Raw genomic sequence first — 17136 nt, forward strand, 5'->3', positions numbered from 1 at the left:
GGGCCGGGGACGTGCCCACGACCGTACGGCCGGCGGGTTACCGGCAGGTACGGGCCCGGTCAACGGCCGGTAACCGCGCCTCCGGACGGCTCAGACCCGCAGGTCGGGCGCCTGCTCCCCGGTCGACAGGTCCAGCCCGCGGCGGATCTCCAGAGCCGTCGGCGTCGTCCTGGCCTCCAGGGCCCTGGCCTTGCGGAGGTCGCCCGCCAGGTCGGCGCCGGAGGCCGCGGCGTCCCAGGCGGCGGCCGCCTGCGACTTGGCCTCGGCCAGCTTGGCGATCCTCGGCTGGACGTCGGCCGGCCAGGCCACCCCCGTCCTGGCCAGCACCGCCGCCTGGGTCCGGGAGGCGGAGGCCACCCGGCGCGCCCAGGCCCGGTAGTCGGCCTCGGCCTCGGCGACCTCCCGCTCCGGCTGGTCCAGGTAGTCGTCGTTGAAGGTCCGGGCGGCCTCCAGGTAGGCCAGCTGGGGCGCGGTCAGGTGGCTGCGGTCGGTGCGGACGGTGCCCCGGTGCCGGTCCTCGCGGTCCTCGTAGGCGCAGGTCACGTACCGCGAGCCGGACGCCCAGTTCTTCTCGGTCGGGTAGAGGTAGACGTCCTCCATGCCGTCGGGGACGGCCCACTGGTCGAGCGCGTAGCCGCTCAGCACCTGGCGGCACAGCCGGCCGGCCGACTCGCGGGCCGCGCGCTCGCCCGGGTAGGCGCCGGCGCCGAGCAGGAGGTCGGCGGTGCCCGCCACCTCGCCGTGGTGCGGCTCGGTGCAGGCCACCCGGTGCACCCAGTACACCGTCTCGTCGCCGCCCCCGTCCGCCGTCGACCCGCCCTGGGGGGAGTCGTAGCAGTCGCCGGCCTTGAGGTCGGACCAGTGCACCGAACCGGCCGGCGCCTTCGGGGGCAGGCCGGAGCGGCCGGCCCGCGCCGAGCTGAAGTCGGCCGCGCCGAGCAGCAGGGCCATCAGCACCGTGCCGATCGTGCCGAGCACCAGGCCGGTCACCGCCATGCCGGAGCCGCGCTCCTTGCGGCGGTTGATCTGGACCAGCGCGAGGACGCCGAACACCAGGGCCACCGGGGCCACCAAGAGCAGGCCGGTGACCAGGGAGCCGACGGCGAAGCCGTTGGTGGGGGCGGGGCCGGGGACGAACCCGGGGCCGACGAACCCGGGGCCGGGCGCGCCGGCCGGGCCCTGGCCGGGGGCCGGGGCGTACGGGTGGCCGGGCTGGAAGCCGGACTGGGCGGCGGGGGTGACGGAGGCCCAGCCCCCGGCGGGCAGCGGGTGCGGCGGCTGGGGCGGGGCGGCCGACGGCGGGACGGCCTGCGGGGCCGGGGCCGGGGCGGCGGACGGGCCGGCGGAGAGGTCGGGGGCGGCCCAGGGGTCTGTGGGGGCGGTGGGGGCCACCGGCTCGGCGGCGCTCGCGGGCTCGGCCGGGTTCGTCGGCTCGGCCGGGCTCGTGGGCTCGACCGGCCCCGCTGGCTCGGCGGCGGCCTTGCGGAAGTCCACCCGGGGGTCCTGACCGGCCGTCGGCGCCTCCGTCGCGTCCGTACCACCCGCGCCAGCATCCGCGCCCGTACCCGCGTCGGTTCCCGTGGCCGCGGACGGCTCCGGCTCCGGCCCCGGGACGGGCGGCTCGGACTCAGGCTTGGACACGTGGACTCCCCCAACCCACCGGGGCGGGCATCGGCTCGGCGCTCGGCACCATGGCTCCGCGCCACGGCTCGGACCCGAACGGACCCTCACGGGCCCGATCTGAACGGTCGCGCGACTTTACCCGATCTTTCCGAACACCTGCCCGACCTTTCCGGGCCGCCCTCCGCCCGCTCAGCCGCGGGCCAGCACCTCCCCGTGCAGCATCGAGAACCAGCCGTCCCCGGCGGCGCTCCACTCCCGCCAGCCGTCCGCGATCCGCTCCGGCTCGTCCTGCTCCGCGAAGCCCAGCCCGACCGCCGTCCGGCCCAGCGCGGTGCCCGTCACCCGGTCCGCCCACATCCCGCCCCACCAGGCGCGCTGCTCGGGCGTCGCGAACGTCCAGGTGGAGGAGCTCGCGGTGACCTCGGTGAAGCCGGCCGCGCGGGCCCAGGACAGCAGCCGCCGGCCGGCGTCCGGCTCGCCGCCGTTGGCGCGGGCGGTCCGCCGGTACAGCTCCAGCCACCGGTCCAGCGCGGGCGCCTCCGGGAACCAGGTCATGGAGGCGTAGTCGACATCGCGGACCGCGACCACGCCGCCCGGCGCCGTCACCCTCCGCAGCTCGCGCAGCGCGGCCACCGGGTCGGCCACGTGCTGGAGCACCTGGTGGGCGTGCACCACGTCGAACTCGCCGTCCCGGTACGGCAGCCGGTGCACGTCGGCGCACTCGAAGGCGACGTTGGACAGCCCCCGCCCGGCGACGTGTCCGGCGGCCTGCTCCAGCACCTCGGCGGAGGCGTCCACCGCGACCACCCGCCCCTGCGGGCCGACCAGCGCGGCCAGGTCCGCGGTGATCGTGCCGGGACCGCAGCCGACGTCCAACAGGGCCTGGCCGGGCCGCAGTTCGGGCAGCAGGTAGCCGGCCGAGTCGGCGGCGGTGCGGGAGCGGTGCGAGCGCAGCACGGCCTCCTGGTGGCCGTGGGTGTAGACGGCGGCGGGCTGCGGTCCGGTCATGAGGTCCCCCTGGGCGCGGTCGGCCGCGGTGCTCCGCGACACCCCCGACGCTACTCCTCGTCCCGGATGGCGAGAAGATCCGTCTCGCATTCCGGTCGCCGTGGGCCGGGGCCGCACCCGGCCGCCGTACCGTGGAGGCGCCCCCGACAGAACGGTCCCCGCCCATGCCCGGCCCGCGCCCCTACGTCCTGCTGAGCGCTGCCGTCTCGCTCGACGGCCACCTCGACGACGCCTCCCCCGACCGGCTGCTGCTCTCCAACGCCGCCGACTTCGACCGGGTCGACGAGGAGCGCGCCGCCGCCGACGCCGTCCTGGTCGGCGGCAACACGCTGCGCGCCGACAACCCCCGGCTGCTGGTCAACGACCCCGGGCGCCGGGCCGCCCGGCTGGCGGCCGGCCGGCCCGAGTACCCGCTGAAGGTGACGCTCAGCGCGAGCGGCGAACTCGACGCCGGCCTGCGGTTCTGGCACACCGGCGGCGCCCGGCTCGCCTACACCACGGAGGCCGGGGCGGCGGTGCTGCGCCCCCGGCTGGACGGGCTGGCCGAGGTGGTCGCGCTGGGCGACGCGGTGGACCTCGGCGCGGTGCTGGACGACTTGGGCGCCCGCGGGGTGCGCCGGCTGATGGTCGAGGGCGGCGGGGGCGTGCACACCCAGTTCCTGGCCCAGGGCCTGGCGGACGAGCTCCAGCTGGCCGTCGCCCCGCTGCTTGTCGGCCAGGCCGACGCGCCCCGGTTCGTCCGCCCGGCCGCGTTCCCGGGCGGTCCGGCCCGACGGATGCGACTGCTGGAGGCACGTACCGTGGGCGACGTCGTCCTGCTCAGGTACGCCCCGAAGGAGCCCGCGCCGTGACCCAGTCCGCCCCCACCGACCTCGACCACCTGCGCCGGGCCGTCGAGCTCTCCCGCCGCTGCCCGCCGTCCGAGACGGCCTTCTCGGTCGGCGCGGTGATCGTCGGCGCCGACGGCACGGTGCTGGCGGAGGGCTACAGCCGGGAGGCGGACCCGCACGACCACGCCGAGGAGGCGGCACTGGCCAAGCTCCCGGCGGGCGACCCGCGGCTGCGCGGGGCGACCGTCTACAGCTCGCTGGAGCCCTGCGGGCAGCGCGCCTCGCGGCCGATGCCGTGCGCCCGGCTGCTCCTCGCGGCGGGCGTGCCGCGGGTGGTGGTCGCCTGGCGCGAGCCGGACCTGTTCGTCACCGACTGCCAGGGCACCGCGCTGCTGACGGCGGCCGGGGTCGAGGTGGTGGAGCTGTCGGAGCTGGCCGAGGAGGCCCGGGCGGTCAATGCCCACCTGCTCGGATGATCTTTTGTATCATCGAGAAACAAAGAGCTCGCATTCTCCGGCTCTCCCGTCGCCACACTCCCCGAGGAGCCGCCCCATGACCGCTGCCCCCGTCCGGCTGACCGCCCGCGCCCTCCTCCTGGACATGGACGGCACCCTCGTCAACTCCGACGCCGTGGTCGAGCGCTGCTTCAGCCGCTGGGCCGAGCGGAACGGCCTGGACCCCGCCGAGGTGCTCGCCGTCGCCCACGGCCGCCAGGGCCACGCGACCATGGCCCTCCTGCTGCCCGACCGCCCGGCCGAGCTCAACCTGGCCGACAACGAGCGGATCCTCGCCGAGGAGCGCGCCGACACCGAGGGCGTCGTCCCGGTGCCCGGCGCCGCCGCCTTCCTCGCCTCACTGACCGGCCTCCCGCACGCCCTGGTCACCTCCGCCGACCTGCCGCTCGCCCGGATCCGGATGACCGCCGCCGGGCTCCCGATGCCGTCCGTCCTGGTCACCGCCGAGTCCGTCGGCGCCAGCAAGCCCGACCCCGAGGGATTCCTCAAGGGCGCCGCCGACCTCGGCTTCGCCCCCGCCGACTGCCTCGCCTTCGAGGACTCCGGCGCCGGCATCGCCGCCGCCAAGGCCGCCGGCGTCCGCGTCGTCGGCGTCGGCCCGCGCGCCCTCCCCCACCACCCGGACGCCCACGCCGACACCCTCACCACCGTCACCGTCACCGCCGCCCCCGACGGCCTCCTCACCGTCACCGTCGGCTGACCCCGGAAACACCGCACCGCCCGGGCCCCGTACGAACACGGGGCCCGGGCGGTCCGGGTACGCGGCGACGGCCGGCCGTCAGACATTGAAGCGGAATGCTCACCATGCGGCTGTGACCTGCGAAGATGCTGATCCCGGCGACCCAAGTCAGCACAGAATCAGCACGGTGACTCGAACTCGACGCCGGCCATCAGTAGTGGTAGCGGGCGGCCAGAACGATGATCTCCCGGTCCGTCACCAGGTAGACGAGGCGGTGCTCGTCGTCGATCCGCCGCGACCAGGCCCCGGGCAAGTGGTACTTCAGTGGCTCGGGCTTGCCGATGCCAGTGAACGGGTCGCGCAACACGTCCTCGATGAGCTTGTTGATCCGGGCAAGCATCTTGCGGTCGCTCTTGAGCCAGGAGGTGTAGTCCTCCCAGCCGGTCTCCTCGAAGACGAGCCTCACGCGGCACCCTTCTCGGGACCCGCCACATCCGGGTCGATCAGCTCCCGCTCGGAAAGCCCCGCGCCGCCGAGGGCGTTCTCGTAGGCCTTGAGCAGCCGCCGGGCGTTGGCGGGTGAGCGCAGCAGGTACGAGCCTTCGCGCAGGGCCGCGTAGTCCTCGGCCGAGACGAGTACGGCATTCCCGTGCCTGGAGACGATCTCGATGGCGTCGTGGTCCTCGTTGACCTTCTTGATCAACGGGAAGAGGTCCCGGCGGGCCTCGCTCGCGGTGATGGACATGATGGGAACCCCTTCCGCAAGTGGTACGAAAAAGCGTACCACTCGGGGGCATCGTCGAGCCGGACGGACACATGCCGAAGGGGTCGGACTTCCCCTGGAAGTCCGACCCCTTGTGCGGGAGTTGCGCTACCCGGTCAGACGTTGAAGCGGAACTCCACGACGTCGCCGTCCTGCATGACGTACTCCTTGCCCTCGATGCGGGCCTTGCCCTTGGCGCGGGCCTCGGCGATGGAGCCGGTCTCGACCAGGTCGGCGAAGGAGATCACCTCGGCCTTGATGAAGCCCTTCTGGAAGTCGGTGTGGATGACTCCGGCGGCCTCGGGGGCGGTGGCGCCCTTCTTGATGGTCCAGGCGCGGGTTTCCTTGGGGCCGGCCGTCAGGTAGGTCTGGAGGCCGAGGGTGTTGAAGCCGACCCGGGCGAGGGTGGCGAGGCCGGGCTCCTCCTGGCCCATGGACTGGAGCAGCTCCAGGGCCTCGGCGTCGTCCAGCTCGATCAGCTCGGACTCGATCTTGGCGTTCAGGAAGATCGCCTCGGCCGGGGCGACCAGCTCGCGCTGGGCGTCCTTGAAGTCCTCGTCGGCCAGCTCGGCCTCGTCCACGTTGAAGACGTAGAGGAAGGGCTTGGCGGTCAGCAGGTGGAGGTCGCGGATCGGGGCGGTGTCGAAGCCGGCCTCGAAGAGGGTCTTGCCGGTCTCCAGGATCGCCTGCGCGGCCTCGGCGGCGGCCAGCACGGGGGCGGTGTCCTTCTTGAGGCGCGCCTCCTTCTGGAGCCGCGGCAGGACCTTCTCGATGGTCTGGAGGTCGGCCAGGATCAGCTCGGTGTGGATGGTCTCGATGTCGTCCTTGGGCGACACCTTGCCGTCCACGTGCACCACGTCCGGGTCGGTGAAGGCGCGCACGACCTGGCAGATCGCGTCGGACTCGCGGATGTTGGCGAGGAACTTGTTGCCCAGGCCCTCGCCCTCGCTGGCGCCGCGCACGATGCCGGCGATGTCGACGAAGTCGACGGTGGCCGGGAGGATGCGCTGGGAGCCGAAGATCTCGGCGAGCTTGGCCAGCCGAGCGTCCGGGACGCCCACCACGCCGACGTTCGGCTCGATGGTGGCGAACGGGTAGTTGGCCGCCAGCACGTCGTTCTTGGTCAGGGCGTTGAACAGGGTCGACTTGCCGACGTTCGGCAGGCCGACGATTCCGATCGTGAGCGACATGAAGCGCAGTCCCGTGGGCTTGGAGGAGTTGGGTCGGCACCGTACGGGCCGACCCCCAAGTCTACGGGCAGCCCCCGCTCCGCCTCACTCCTCGGTCGGCGCCGCCCGGGGCTCCAGGAACTCCAGCCGGTTGCCCAGCTTGTCGTCGGCGTAGAAGCGCCGGTGGCCGGGCAGGTTGTCGTCCCAGGTCACCGGGTGGCCGTGCGCGGCGAGGCGGTCGGCGAGGGCGTCCAGCGAACGGACCAGGATGCCCGGGTGCCCCTTGCGGGACGGGCGGAAGTCCGGGGCCACGCCCAGGTGCACCTCGACCCCGCCGCCGCGGAACCAGCAGCCGCCGCGGGCGGCCAGCACCGGCGGCTTCGCCAGCTCGGTCATGCCGAGCACTCCGGACCAGAAGGCGCGGCACTCGTCCTCGGCGCCGGCCGGGATGTCGAGCTGGACGTGGTCGAGCCGTTCGAAGGTGAAATCGGTCATGCTGTTCCCCCGTGGAGAGACCCGTGAACGGATCCGGTGGTCGTCGTGTGCCGACTCGATCGGGCAGGTCAGCCGACCTGCGTGACGACCTGAGTGACGATCACATCAGTACTCCGTCCGGAGACACGGGACAAGACCTGAACGGTCCATTACACAGTGTGGCGATGATCGGACCGTACGTTGGGCGGGTGGAGCAGAGCATCCGTACCCAGCCGCCAGGGCCCAGACGCCGTCCGCCGACCGGCGCGGCCGCAGCCGCCGTCCCCGGTCCAGGCCGGGCTCCCGAGACCGCCGGAGCCCCCTCCGGACCCGCCCCCGGCTCCCGCCCCCGCCCTTCGGCCGGCCCGTCCGCCGGGCGCCCGGCCGCCCGCCCGGCCGCCCCCCGGCTGCGCCTGCCGCTGCGCGGGCGCGGCGACGAGCCGCTGTACGGGCGACGGCGCACCGGCCGGCCGACCCGGCTGACGGCCATCGGCACCGGGCTGGTCGCCGTCCTGGCGACGCTCGCGGTGGCGGGCGTGGACCGGCTGCTGTTCGACGGCCTGGGCTGGCTGTTCGGCCTCGGCTACCTGGTGGTCTGCTTCCAGCTCGCCGTCCGGGTGCGCTACGCCGACCTGCTGGCCGCACCGATCAGCGGGCCGATCGCCTTCGCCCTCGCGCTGCTGCTGCTCGAACCGGTGGGCTCCCCGGGCGTCACCGCCCAGGTGGTCTCGCTGGCGACCGGGCTGGCGCTGCGGGCCGGCTGGCTGTTCTCCGGCACCGGGCTGGCCGCGCTGATCGTGCTCGCCCGGTTCGTCGCCCAGCGCCGGATCCAGCGCTCCCGCTGAGCGGCGGCGCCGCGCGAGCGCCCCTCAGCCCCCGGCCCGGGCCGCCGCCATGGCGGCCCCGACGATGCCCGCGTCGTTGCGCAGCTCCGCCGGCACCACCCGTGCCCGGCGGTCCTTCAGCAGCGGCAGGAACTTCTCGTGCTTGCGGCTCACCCCGCCGCCGATCACGATCAGCCCCGGCGAGAAGAGCATCTCCACCAGGTCCAGGTACTCGTCGACCCGCCCGGCCCACTGCTCCCAGTCCAGCCCATGCCGCTCCTTGGCGGCCGAGGAGGCCCGGCGCTCGGCGTCCTTGCCACGCAGCTCCAGGTGGCCCAGCTCGGTGTTGGGCACCAGCGTCCCGTCGACGAACAGGGCGCTGCCGATGCCGGTGCCGAAGGTGAGCACCAGGACCACGCCCGACTCGCCCCGCCCGGCACCGTGGGTCAGCTCGGCCAGCCCGGCCGCGTCCGCGTCGTTCAGGACGGTCGCGGGCATGCCGAGCGCCTGGCGGAAGAGGCCCGCCGCGTCCAGGCCGATCCAGCCCTTGTCCACGTTGGCGGCCGTCCTGGTGTGACCGTCGACGACCACGCCGGGGAAGGTCAGCCCGACCGGGCCCTGGTGGTCGAAGTGGCGGACCACCTCGCAGACGGCGGCGACCACGGCCTCGGGGGCGGACGGCTGCGGGGTGAGCACCTTCCGGCGCTCCTCGGCGAGCACGCCCCGGGCGAGGTCGACGGGCGCGCCCTTGATCCCCGAGCCGCCGATGTCCACGCCGAATACCGCCGTCATCACGTCCGCCCTCCGCCGTCGGCCGCGGACGGGCGTCCGCGGCCGGTGCCTTGTCCACAGCCTGTGCACAAAGCTACGAGAGCGCGCCCGGGCGCGCACAGCGGAAGGCCCGGCGCCCCGTGCGGGGTGCCGGGCCTTCCGGGTGGGGTCAGAGCTTGCCCGCCGCCTCGGCGCGCAGGTCACGGCGCAGTTCCTTGGGCAGCGAGAAGGTCAGGTGCTCCTCGGCGGTCTTGACCGTCTCGACCGTGTCGTAACCGCGCGTGGCCAGGAACTCCAGCACGCCGTCGACCAGGATCTCCGGCACCGAGGCGCCGCTGGTCAGGCCGACCGTGGTGACGCCCTCCAGCCACTCCTCGCGGATCTCCTCGGCGAAGTCCACCAGGTGGGCGGCCTTGGCGCCGTACTCCAGGCCGACCTCGACCAGGCGGACGGAGTTGGAGGAGTTCTTGGAGCCGACCACGATCAGCAGGTCGGTCTCCGGGGCCAGCTGCTTGACCGCGACCTGGCGGTTCTGGGTGGCGTAGCAGATGTCGTCGCTGGGCGGGCTGACCAGCCCCGGGAAGCGCTTCTTCAGCTCGCCGACGGTGGCCATGGTCTCGTCCACGGACAGGGTGGTCTGGGACAGCCAGACGACCTTGGACTCGTCCCGGACCTGCACGTTGGCGACGTCCTCGGCACCGTCCACCAGGTGGATCCGGTCCGGGGCCTCGCCCATGGTGCCGATGACCTCCTCGTGGCCCTCGTGGCCCACCAGCAGGATGTCGAAGCCCTCGTCGGCGAAGCGCACGGCCTCCTTGTGCACCTTGGTGACCAGCGGGCAGGTCGCGTCGATGGTGGCCAGCCGGCCGGCCCGCGCCTCGTCGTGGACGGCCGGGGCGACGCCGTGCGCGGAGAAGACGACGATCGAGCCCTCGGGCACCTCCTCCGTCTCGTCGACGAAGATCGCGCCCTTCTTCTCCAGGGTCTGCACCACGTACTTGTTGTGGACGATCTGCTTGCGGACGTAGATGGGCGCCCCGTACTGCTCCAGGGCCTTCTCCACGGCGATCACGGCGCGGTCGACTCCCGCGCAGTAGCCCCGGGGGGCGGCGAGCAGGACACGGCGCTGCGCGGTCTTGGACATGGCTCCATCGTACGGGCGGCCGCGAGCGGCGCCCGCCCGCCGGGCCCCCGGCGCGAAGCCGCGCCGACGGCGGACACATTCCGTGCAGACCCGGTCAACAGCACTCAAAATATGGTGTCTATGAGCTCTGTGAGCGAGCAGGTGACGCCGAGCGGCCTGCGCCGCAGCCTGGGCGTCCGCGATCTGATGGTCTACGGACTGCTGTTCATCGCCCCGATGGCCCCGGTCGGCGTCTTCGGCGTGCTGGACGCCAAGAGCCACGGCGCCGTCGCCACGGTGTACCTGGCCGCGACGGTGGCGATGGGCTTCACCGCCTTCTCGTACGCCCAGATGGTGCGCGCGGTGCCGCAGACCGGCTCGGTGTTCGCCTACGCCCGGGCCGGGCTGGGCGAGGGACCGGGCTTCATCGCCGGGTGGATGGCGATGCTCGACTACCTCCTGATCCCCGCCGTGGCCTACCTGTTCTCCGGGATCGCGCTGAACTCCCTGGTGCCGGACGTCTCGCGCTGGGTCTGGACGGCGCTCGCGGTGGTGGTGACCACCGCGCTCAACCTGGTCGGGGTGCGGACGGCGGCGGTGGTCGGCTTCGCGGTGCTCGCGATGGAGATCGCGGTGCTGGCGGTGTTCGTGGCCGCGGCCGTGGTGGCGCTGGCCCAGGGCGGGGCCCAGCGCGGCTGGGACACCCCGTTCACCGCCGTCGGGGCCTTCTCGATGACCGCGGTGGTCTCCGCGGTGTCCGTCGCGGTGCTCTCCTACCTGGGCTTCGACGCCATCGCCACCTTCGTGGAGGAGGCGGTCGGCGCCTCGGCGGCGGTGGCCCGGGCGGTGCTCTGGTGCCTGGCGCTGGCCGGGGTGCTGTTCGTCGCCCAGACCTACCTGGCGGCACTGCTGGAGCCGCTGGGCCCGCAGCAGCTGGCCGCCGACCCGGCGGCGCAGGGCTCGGCCTTCTACGACACCGTGGAGAGCGGCGTCGGGCACTGGCTGCACGTGCTGGTGGCGGCCAGCAAGGCGATCGGCGCGGCCTTCGCGGCCCTGGCCGGGCAGGCCGCGGCCGGGCGGCTGGTCTTCGCGATGGGCCGGGAGGGCCGGCTGCCGCGGCTGCTCGGCTCGGTCGACCCGGGCAGCGCGGTGCCGCGCCGGGCGCTGCTGGCGGCCGCGGTGATCACGATGGCGGCGGCGGTCTGGGCGGCCGACCGGGACGACGGGCTGGACCAGCTCACCTCGGTGGTCAACGTGGGCGCGCTGACCGCCTTCGCGCTGCTGCACGCCTCGGTGATCGGCTGGTACGCGGTGCGGCACGGCTCGCGGCGGTGGCTGCGGCACGTGGTCGTCCCGGCGCTGGGGATCGCGGTGATCGGGGCGGTGGTGTACGAGGCCTCGCCCACCGCGCAGATCGTCGGGCTGGTCTGGCTGGCGGTCGGCCTGGTGGTGCTCGCCGTCCAGGGCGCCGCCCGCGGCGGGGCCGACGGGCGCCGGCCGCCCCGGCTTCCCCGGTGACCGCCGTCGGGCCGCGCGGGGCCGGGCGCGGTCTCGGCCGTGTCGGCCCGCGCCGCTAGCCTCGTACGCATGGCCAACACCAGCTCCCCCGAAGCGCCGCTCCCGGTCGGCAAGGTCTCCGCGCTGATCGGCGGCTGGGTCGACCGGCTCGGCGCGGTCTGGGTGGAGGGGCAGATCACCCAGCTCAGCCGGCGCCCCGGCGCGGGCGTGGTGTTCCTGACCCTGCGCGACCCGCAGGCCGACGTGTCGCTCACGGTGACCTGCTTCCGCTCGGTGTTCGACCAGGTCGCGGAGGTGGTGCAGGAGGGCGCGCGGGTCGTCGTGCACGCCAAGCCGGAGTGGTACGCGGCGCGCGGGCAGCTGTCGCTGCGCGCCTCGGAGATCCGCCCGGTGGGCCTCGGCGAGCTGCTGGCCCGGCTGGAGCAGCTGAAGCGGCGGCTCGCCGGGGAGGGCCTGTTCGCGGCCGAGCGCAAGCGGCCGCTGCCGTTCCTGCCGCAGTGCGTCGGGCTGGTCACCGGGCGCGGCTCGGCCGCCGAGCGCGACGTGCTGGAGAACGCCCGGCGGCGCTGGCCGGCCGTCCGCTTCGAGGTGCGCAACGTCCCGGTGCAGGGGGTCAGCGCGGTGGAGCGGGTGAGCGCGGCGGTGCGGGAGCTGGACGAGCACCCCGAGGTGGACGTGATCATCGTGGCCCGCGGCGGCGGCAGCGTGGAGGACCTGCTGCCGTTCTCGGACGAGGGGCTGGTGCGGCTGGTCGCGGCCGCCCGTACGCCGGTGGTGAGCGCGATCGGGCACGAGCCCGACCAGCCGCTGCTGGACTTCGTGGCCGACCTGCGCGCCTCCACCCCGACCGATGCGGCCAAACGGGTGGTTCCGGACGTCGGCGAGGAGCTGGCCAAGGTCCGTCAGCTGCGCGACCGCGCCCGCCGGCACGTGCTGTCCCGGGTCGACCGCGAGCAGCACGGGCTGGACGGGGTGCGCAGCCGCCCGGCGCTGGCCGCCCCGCACCGGATGCTGGACGGGCGCGGGCAGGAGGTGGACGGCCTGCTGGAGCGGGCCCGGCGCACCCTGCGGCACCGACTGGACCACGCGCAGAGCGACCTCGGCCACACCCTGGCCCGGGTGGTGGCGCTCTCCCCGGCGGCCACCCTGGAGCGCGGCTACGCGGTGCTCCAGCGGGCGGACGGCACGGTGGTGACCGACCCGGCGCAGGTCGCGCCCGGCGAGGGGCTGCACGCCCGGGTGGCGGGCGGCGGCTTCGACGTCACCGCGGCCGACGCGGGCTGACGCTGTCACCCGCACCCCCTACGCTGGCACGCATGGCAGAGCAGCAGGAGCAGCAGGACGCGGCGGCGCCGAACCCGGACGACGCGCTGGGCTACGAGCACGCCCGGGACGCGCTGCTGGACGTCGTCCGGCAGCTGGAGAACGGCGGGACGTCGCTGGAGGAGTCGCTGGCCCTGTGGGAGCGCGGCGAGCAGCTGGCGAAGGTGTGCCAGCGCTGGCTGGACGGCGCCCGGGCCCGGCTGGACGCCGCCCTGGCCGCCGAGGAGGGCGCGGGCCCGGGCGGGGAGTGAGGCAGGTCACATTCGCTTGGGGAATCGTTGAAACTTCACCTATGTTGGATGAAGTGACCGGCTGCGGCCGATCATACCGACGAACCCCCTTTCGCATGAGGTGCAGAAGCATGACCACCGACGCCCTGGTACTCGACGCCGCCGCCCAGGACCTGCTGTTCCGCGAGGCCCGCACCGCGAACACCTTCACCGACGAGCCGGTCACCGAGGAGCAGGTCCAGGCCATCTACGAGCTGGTCAAGTACGGCCCGACCGCCTTCAACCAGCAGCCGCTGCGCGTCGTCCTGGTCCGCTCGGCCGAGGGCCGCGAGCGCCTCGTCCAGCACCTCGCGGACGGCAACAAGGCCAAGACCGCCGCCGCCCCGCTGGTCGCCGTCCTCGCCGCGGACAACGAGTTCCACGAGGAGCTGCCGACCCAGTTCCCGCACTTCCCGCAGGCCAAGGACGTCTTCTTCTCGGAGCGCAGCGTCCGTGAGCAGTCCGCCACGCTGAACGGCGCCCTGCAGGCCGCGTACTTCATCATCGGCGTGCGCGCCGCCGGCCTGGCCGCCGGCCCGATGACCGGCTACGACGCCGAGGGCATCAACAAGGAGTTCTTCGGCGACGGCGAGCACTCGGTGCTGGCCGTGGTCAACATCGGCAAGCCGGGCGACGACGCCTGGTTCCCGCGTTCGCCGCGCCTGGCCTACGACGAGGTCGTCACCACCGTCTGATCCGCCCCGCGCGCAAGGGCCCCGCACCGGTTCGTCCGGTGCGGGGCCCTTCGGCGTCGTCCAGGGTGCTCCGGCGCGTGCCGGGCGGGGTGGAACGGGGGCGGGCTACTTGAGCGCCTGCGCCAGTTCGGTCAGCTCCTCGTAGGAGGCGGTGCCGGTGAGCAGGGTGGTCCCGGGGCCGGTCTGCACGGTCAGCGCGCGGGCCTTCTCGCCCTGCACGCGCTCCCAGGCGCGGCCGGCCACCTCGGCGGTGCCGTCCGGCTTGGCGCCCGTCACGTAGGCGGCCAGCAGGGAGTCGCGCGGCACGTCGCTCTGCTCGACCGCCGCGTACTGGCCGGAGGGGGTCACGAAGCCCAGGTGCCAGGCGTTGCCCCTGCCGTTGTTCTGGTCGGCCGGCTTGTAGCTGACCGAGGTGGCCCGCCACTTGTCGGACAGCCCCTCCGGGGAGAGCACCGGGTACGGCGCCGCACGCCTGGCGGTGGAGGTCTCCACCTTGTACGCGACCTCGTGCACCGGGTCGCCGTTGGCGTCGTGCGGGAGGAACAGGTACCCGATCCAGACGACGAAACCGACCACCAGCATCGACAGGACCATGTCCCGTACGGTCTGCCGGCCCCTCATGCCCTTGTTGTCTGCTGCCACCCCCACATGGTGACTCATCCACATCCCGGGGCGGTCACCAGGGGTATTCACGTCCGGGTGAAACGGGATGAACAGGCGTTTTCCGCCACAGAGCAGCGACCCGCGCCACAGACAGTCATCTCGTGGGCAGATACGATCGCAATACCCTCACCACGGCGTTCGACCTGGCAGTAGTCGGGCGCTCACTGGTCGTCGCGTACAGAGAGGTAACGACGATGTCCACGCAGTACCCGCACCAGCTTCCCAGTGCCCTGGAGGTCGCGCCCGAGGCTCCGGACCGGAACCTCGCGCTCGAACTCGTCCGGGTCACCGAGGCGGCCGCGATGGCCGCCGGCCGGTGGGTCGGCCGGGGTGACAAGAACGGCGCGGACGGCGCCGCCGTGAAGGCGATGCGCACCCTCGTCTCGACCGTCTCGATGAACGGCGTCGTCGTCATCGGCGAGGGCGAGAAGGACGAAGCCCCGATGCTCTACAACGGCGAGCGGGTCGGCGACGGCACCGGCGCCGAGTGCGACGTCGCGGTCGACCCGGTGGACGGCACCACGCTGACCGCCAAGGGCATGAACAACGCGGTGGCCGTACTGGCCGTCGCCGACCGCGGCACCATGTTCGACCCCAGCGCCGTGTTCTACATGGACAAGCTGGTGGCCGGGCCGGAGGCGGCCGAGTTCGTCGACATCACCGCCCCGGCGGCGGTCAACATCCGCCGGGTCGCCAAGGCCAAGGGCAGCGCCGTCGAGGACGTCACCGTCGTGGTGCTCGACCGCCCGCGCCACGACGGCCTGGTCCGGGAGATCCGCGAGGCGGGCGCCCGGATCAAGTTCATCTCGGACGGCGACGTGGCCGGCGCCATCATGGCCGCCCGCGAGGGCACCGGCGTCGACCTGCTGATGGGCGTCGGCGGCACCCCGGAGGGCATCATCGCGGCCTGCGCGATGAAGTGCATGGGCGGCGTGATCCAGGGCCGGCTGTGGCCCAAGGACGACGCCGAGCGGCAGAAGGCCCTGGACGCCGGCCACGACCTGGACCGGGTGCTCACCACGGACGACCTGGTCAGCGGCGAGAACGTGTTCTTCGTCGCCACCGGCATCACCGACGGCGAGCTGCTGCGCGGCGTGCACTACCGCTCGGAGACCGCCACCACCAGCTCGCTGGTGATGCGCTCCAAGAGCGGCACCATCCGCGAGATCAACTCCACCCACAAGCTCTCGAAGCTGCGGGCGTACAGCGCGATCGACTTCGACCGCGCCAACTGAGCCCGGGCAGGCGGCAGCCCGGTCCGCCGGGCTACCGCCTACCGGGCCCCGCGGCGACGCGCTTCGCGGCCCCGGCGGAATCCCCCTCCGCCGGGGCCGCGGCGCACCGTCCTCCCGCTCTCGGGCCCGCCCTCACCCGGCTATCCGGCGCCGACCGGCCGCCGTCACCCGGGCCGCCTCGCGCAGCTCCGCGTCCCGGCGGCGGCGCCGGGCCAGCACCACCCGCCGCTCGGCGGCCGTCAGCCCGCCCCAGACCCCGTACGGCTCCGGCTGGGCCAGCGCGTGCTCGCGGCACTCCAGCAGCACCGGGCAGCGGGCGCAGACCTGCTTGGCCTGCTCCTCGCGCGACAGCCGGGCCGCCGTCGGCTCCTTGGAGGGCGCGAAGAACAGCCCCACCTCGTCCCGCCGACACGCGGCACCGGTGTGCCAGGGATTGTCCTCGCCCGCGGGGGAACCCGCCGGGCCGCCCGGGGGCTGCGGCTGCGGCCGGACGCCGGGGCGGCGCTCCAGGACCTGCGCGGCGGCGACTGGCGAGGTGGTGCGGGACTCGATCGGATGCAGCACGGCCGTACTCCTGACGAGGCTCTCGGACACGGGGACCCCTCGCTCCCCCGCCGGCTGCGAGCCCCCGCTGTCCAACCCCGGCACGGCCGCTCGGCCGCCTCCGGTGCGCAGCCGTCCAAGAAGCGATGTGCGGAAGGAACTACCCCGCTCGGCCGCGATTCATGCACACTGCACGCAATCGACTACGCAGAGCACTGGCCGCAACGCCGAGTGCCCGGCCGGGAGTTGGCTCCCGGCCGGGCACTGTGCAGGTCAACGACGGTCAGTCGGTGCCGAGTTGACGGCGCACCCACTCCTTCAGCTTCTTGCCGCGGCGCGGCTTGGCCTCGCAACCGCCGAACAGCGCAAGGCCCTTGACCCGGACAACCGGAGCGTACGGGTCCGCCGCGGTCTGCTCGCGGACGTCGAAACCGCCGAAGATGCCGATGCCGGACCCCTGGAGGCTCACGTTCTCCGGGACCCGGATCTGGACCCCGCCGAAGATCGCCGTCACCGTGATCTCCACCTCGGGGGACTCGAACACGGCGTCGCTCAGGTCGATGTCCACGCCACCGAACGCGGTGAAGGCGCTCAGGTGCGAGCCCACCCGCCAGCGGCCCTTGCGGGACGCGCCGCCGAAGATCGCCACCACCGTCGGGGCCTCCTGGCGCGCCGGCTGCTGCGGCGGCGGCCCCTGCGGGGCGCTCAACGGCTGCTTCTCGAAGGACAGCGGGCGGGCCGGCAGGTCCCGGGTCAGCGGCGCGAGGTCGCCGAAAGTCTTCGAGGCGTACGCGGCCTCGATCCGCTCGGCGTGCTCGTCCGCGTCCAGGCGCCCCTCGGCGTAGGCGTCGCGCAGCAGCTCCGCGACCTTCTCGCGGTCGGCGTCGGAGACGCGCAGCTCCGCCTCCGCGGCCGGCGCGTGCGGCCGCGCCGCGGCCCCGGCCTCGGGCCTGAGTTCGGGTCTGCTCTCTGACTTGGGTTCGGGTTTGGTCATCGGTACGGGCGCCGGCACCGGCGGCTGCCCCGAATCGTCGTGCGACGGCGAGTTGTCCACGGGGTCAGCCTAGTCGCTCGCACTCCTGCGCGAGTGAGCCCGGTCACGCAAGGCTGCC

18 protein-coding genes and 1 pseudogene are annotated in these 17136 nt (G+C 74.0%); 8 read left to right on the top strand and 11 right to left on the bottom strand.

Features of this window, described 5'->3' with window-relative positions; translation table 11 throughout:
• Positions 1 to 90: 90 nt before the first annotated feature.
• Both ACFY4B_RS16885 and ACFY4B_RS16890 read right to left on the bottom strand, forming a co-directional pair.
• Entirely contained in the window at positions 91 to 1641 is a 1551-nt protein-coding gene (locus ACFY4B_RS16885; protein ID WP_387968453.1) for a DUF4190 domain-containing protein, read from the bottom strand.
• A gap of 171 nt (positions 1642 to 1812) precedes the next feature.
• Entirely contained in the window at positions 1813 to 2631 is an 819-nt protein-coding gene (locus tag ACFY4B_RS16890; protein WP_375874158.1) for a methyltransferase domain-containing protein, read from the bottom strand.
• 164 nt (positions 2632 to 2795) lie between these two features.
• On the opposite strand from ACFY4B_RS16890, the pseudogene ACFY4B_RS16895 reads away from it, so the two are divergent.
• A pseudogene (locus ACFY4B_RS16895) lies at positions 2796 to 3937 on the top strand (dihydrofolate reductase family protein).
• A gap of 76 nt (positions 3938 to 4013) precedes the next feature.
• The gene (locus tag ACFY4B_RS16900) at positions 4014 to 4676 is read left to right on the top strand and encodes an HAD-IA family hydrolase (protein ID WP_074001343.1); all 663 of its coding nucleotides are present in this window, start codon (positions 4014 to 4016) and stop codon (positions 4674 to 4676) included.
• 190 nt (positions 4677 to 4866) lie between these two features.
• On the opposite strand, the gene ACFY4B_RS16905 is transcribed toward ACFY4B_RS16900, so the two are convergent.
• The 4 genes from ACFY4B_RS16905 to ACFY4B_RS16920 form a co-directional block, all read right to left on the bottom strand.
• Positions 4867 to 5121 carry a Txe/YoeB family addiction module toxin gene (locus tag ACFY4B_RS16905; protein WP_030236528.1) on the bottom strand — a complete coding sequence of 85 codons (255 nt, stop codon included), beginning with the start codon at positions 5119 to 5121 and terminating at the stop codon, positions 4867 to 4869.
• The gene (locus tag ACFY4B_RS16910) at positions 5118 to 5399 is read right to left on the bottom strand and encodes a type II toxin-antitoxin system Phd/YefM family antitoxin (RefSeq protein ID WP_380782042.1); all 282 of its coding nucleotides are present in this window, start codon (positions 5397 to 5399) and stop codon (positions 5118 to 5120) included. The genes ACFY4B_RS16905 and ACFY4B_RS16910 overlap by 4 nt, the downstream gene beginning before the upstream one ends.
• A 134-nt stretch (positions 5400 to 5533) precedes the next feature.
• Positions 5534 to 6607, bottom strand: coding sequence for a redox-regulated ATPase YchF (ychF, locus tag ACFY4B_RS16915; protein WP_049658400.1), 1074 nt, complete (start codon positions 6605 to 6607; stop codon positions 5534 to 5536).
• An 84-nt stretch (positions 6608 to 6691) separates the two neighbouring features.
• Entirely contained in the window at positions 6692 to 7081 is a 390-nt protein-coding gene (locus tag ACFY4B_RS16920; protein ID WP_375874162.1) for a VOC family protein, read from the bottom strand.
• A gap of 188 nt (positions 7082 to 7269) precedes the next feature.
• Here ACFY4B_RS16920 and ACFY4B_RS16925 point away from each other — a divergent pair, with 188 nt between their 5' ends.
• Entirely contained in the window at positions 7270 to 7905 is a 636-nt protein-coding gene (locus tag ACFY4B_RS16925) for a DUF6542 domain-containing protein (protein WP_387968456.1), read from the top strand.
• Between the two features lie 24 nt (positions 7906 to 7929).
• On the opposite strand, the gene ppgK is transcribed toward ACFY4B_RS16925, so the two are convergent.
• On the bottom strand, positions 7930 to 8676 hold the full coding sequence (gene ppgK, locus ACFY4B_RS16930; protein WP_049651727.1) for a polyphosphate--glucose phosphotransferase: 747 nt from the start codon (positions 8674 to 8676) through the stop codon (positions 7930 to 7932).
• Positions 8677 to 8824: 148 nt separating this feature from the next.
• Positions 8825 to 9799, bottom strand: coding sequence for a 4-hydroxy-3-methylbut-2-enyl diphosphate reductase (locus ACFY4B_RS16935; RefSeq protein ID WP_049651726.1), 975 nt, complete (start codon positions 9797 to 9799; stop codon positions 8825 to 8827).
• A 120-nt stretch (positions 9800 to 9919) separates the two neighbouring features.
• Here ACFY4B_RS16935 and ACFY4B_RS16940 point away from each other — a divergent pair, with 120 nt between their 5' ends.
• From ACFY4B_RS16940 to ACFY4B_RS16955, 4 genes are all read left to right on the top strand, one after another.
• The gene (locus ACFY4B_RS16940; protein ID WP_387968458.1) at positions 9920 to 11296 is read left to right on the top strand and encodes an APC family permease; all 1377 of its coding nucleotides are present in this window, start codon (positions 9920 to 9922) and stop codon (positions 11294 to 11296) included.
• Positions 11297 to 11365: 69 nt separating this feature from the next.
• Positions 11366 to 12580 (top strand): exodeoxyribonuclease VII large subunit, encoded by a 1215-nt coding sequence (xseA, locus tag ACFY4B_RS16945; RefSeq protein ID WP_387968459.1) that lies wholly within the window; start codon positions 11366 to 11368, stop codon positions 12578 to 12580.
• Between the two features lie 32 nt (positions 12581 to 12612).
• A complete protein-coding gene (locus ACFY4B_RS16950; RefSeq protein ID WP_049651723.1) occupies positions 12613 to 12870 on the top strand; it encodes an exodeoxyribonuclease VII small subunit in 258 nt (85 codons plus the stop codon).
• A 110-nt stretch (positions 12871 to 12980) separates the two neighbouring features.
• Positions 12981 to 13583 (top strand): malonic semialdehyde reductase, encoded by a 603-nt coding sequence (locus ACFY4B_RS16955; protein ID WP_049651722.1) that lies wholly within the window; start codon positions 12981 to 12983, stop codon positions 13581 to 13583.
• Between the two features lie 105 nt (positions 13584 to 13688).
• Here ACFY4B_RS16955 and ACFY4B_RS16960 read toward each other — a convergent pair whose 3' ends face one another.
• Positions 13689 to 14225 carry a DUF4245 domain-containing protein gene (locus tag ACFY4B_RS16960; RefSeq protein ID WP_369808295.1) on the bottom strand — a complete coding sequence of 179 codons (537 nt, stop codon included), beginning with the start codon at positions 14223 to 14225 and terminating at the stop codon, positions 13689 to 13691.
• Positions 14226 to 14440: 215 nt separating this feature from the next.
• On the opposite strand from ACFY4B_RS16960, the gene glpX reads away from it, so the two are divergent.
• On the top strand, positions 14441 to 15481 hold the full coding sequence (gene glpX / locus ACFY4B_RS16965; RefSeq protein WP_049651720.1) for a class II fructose-bisphosphatase: 1041 nt from the start codon (positions 14441 to 14443) through the stop codon (positions 15479 to 15481).
• 132 nt (positions 15482 to 15613) lie between these two features.
• Here glpX and ACFY4B_RS16970 read toward each other — a convergent pair whose 3' ends face one another.
• Both ACFY4B_RS16970 and ACFY4B_RS16975 read right to left on the bottom strand, forming a co-directional pair.
• Entirely contained in the window at positions 15614 to 15991 is a 378-nt protein-coding gene (locus ACFY4B_RS16970; RefSeq protein WP_049651731.1) for a WhiB family transcriptional regulator, read from the bottom strand.
• Between the two features lie 316 nt (positions 15992 to 16307).
• A complete protein-coding gene (locus tag ACFY4B_RS16975) occupies positions 16308 to 17078 on the bottom strand; it encodes a DUF1707 domain-containing protein (RefSeq protein ID WP_234348375.1) in 771 nt (256 codons plus the stop codon).
• Between the last annotated feature and the right edge of the window lie 58 nt (positions 17079 to 17136).

The organism is Kitasatospora sp. NPDC001261 (assembly GCF_042896795.1).
Classification (GTDB): Bacteria; Actinomycetota; Actinomycetes; order Streptomycetales; family Streptomycetaceae; genus Kitasatospora.

What these genes read in the sequence shown, in the direction of transcription:
- xseA (WP_387968459.1), top strand. Translation starts at nt 11,366, where the DNA reads ATGGCCAACACCAGCTCCCCCGAAGCGCCGCTCCCGGTCGGCAAGGTC.
- ACFY4B_RS16955 (WP_049651722.1), top strand. Translation starts at nt 12,981, where the DNA reads ATGACCACCGACGCCCTGGTACTCGACGCCGCCGCCCAGGACCTGCTG.
- glpX (WP_049651720.1), top strand. Translation starts at nt 14,441, where the DNA reads ATGTCCACGCAGTACCCGCACCAGCTTCCCAGTGCCCTGGAGGTCGCG.
- ACFY4B_RS16935 (WP_049651726.1), bottom strand. Translation starts at nt 9,799, where the DNA reads ATGTCCAAGACCGCGCAGCGCCGTGTCCTGCTCGCCGCCCCCCGGGGC.
- ACFY4B_RS16910 (WP_380782042.1), bottom strand. Translation starts at nt 5,399, where the DNA reads ATGTCCATCACCGCGAGCGAGGCCCGCCGGGACCTCTTCCCGTTGATC.
- ACFY4B_RS16950 (WP_049651723.1), top strand. Translation starts at nt 12,613, where the DNA reads ATGGCAGAGCAGCAGGAGCAGCAGGACGCGGCGGCGCCGAACCCGGAC.
- ACFY4B_RS16900 (WP_074001343.1), top strand. Translation starts at nt 4,014, where the DNA reads ATGACCGCTGCCCCCGTCCGGCTGACCGCCCGCGCCCTCCTCCTGGAC.
- ppgK (WP_049651727.1), bottom strand. Translation starts at nt 8,676, where the DNA reads ATGACGGCGGTATTCGGCGTGGACATCGGCGGCTCGGGGATCAAGGGC.
- ACFY4B_RS16890 (WP_375874158.1), bottom strand. Translation starts at nt 2,631, where the DNA reads ATGACCGGACCGCAGCCCGCCGCCGTCTACACCCACGGCCACCAGGAG.
- ACFY4B_RS16920 (WP_375874162.1), bottom strand. Translation starts at nt 7,081, where the DNA reads ATGACCGATTTCACCTTCGAACGGCTCGACCACGTCCAGCTCGACATC.
- ACFY4B_RS16940 (WP_387968458.1), top strand. Translation starts at nt 9,920, where the DNA reads ATGAGCTCTGTGAGCGAGCAGGTGACGCCGAGCGGCCTGCGCCGCAGC.
- ychF (WP_049658400.1), bottom strand. Translation starts at nt 6,607, where the DNA reads ATGTCGCTCACGATCGGAATCGTCGGCCTGCCGAACGTCGGCAAGTCG.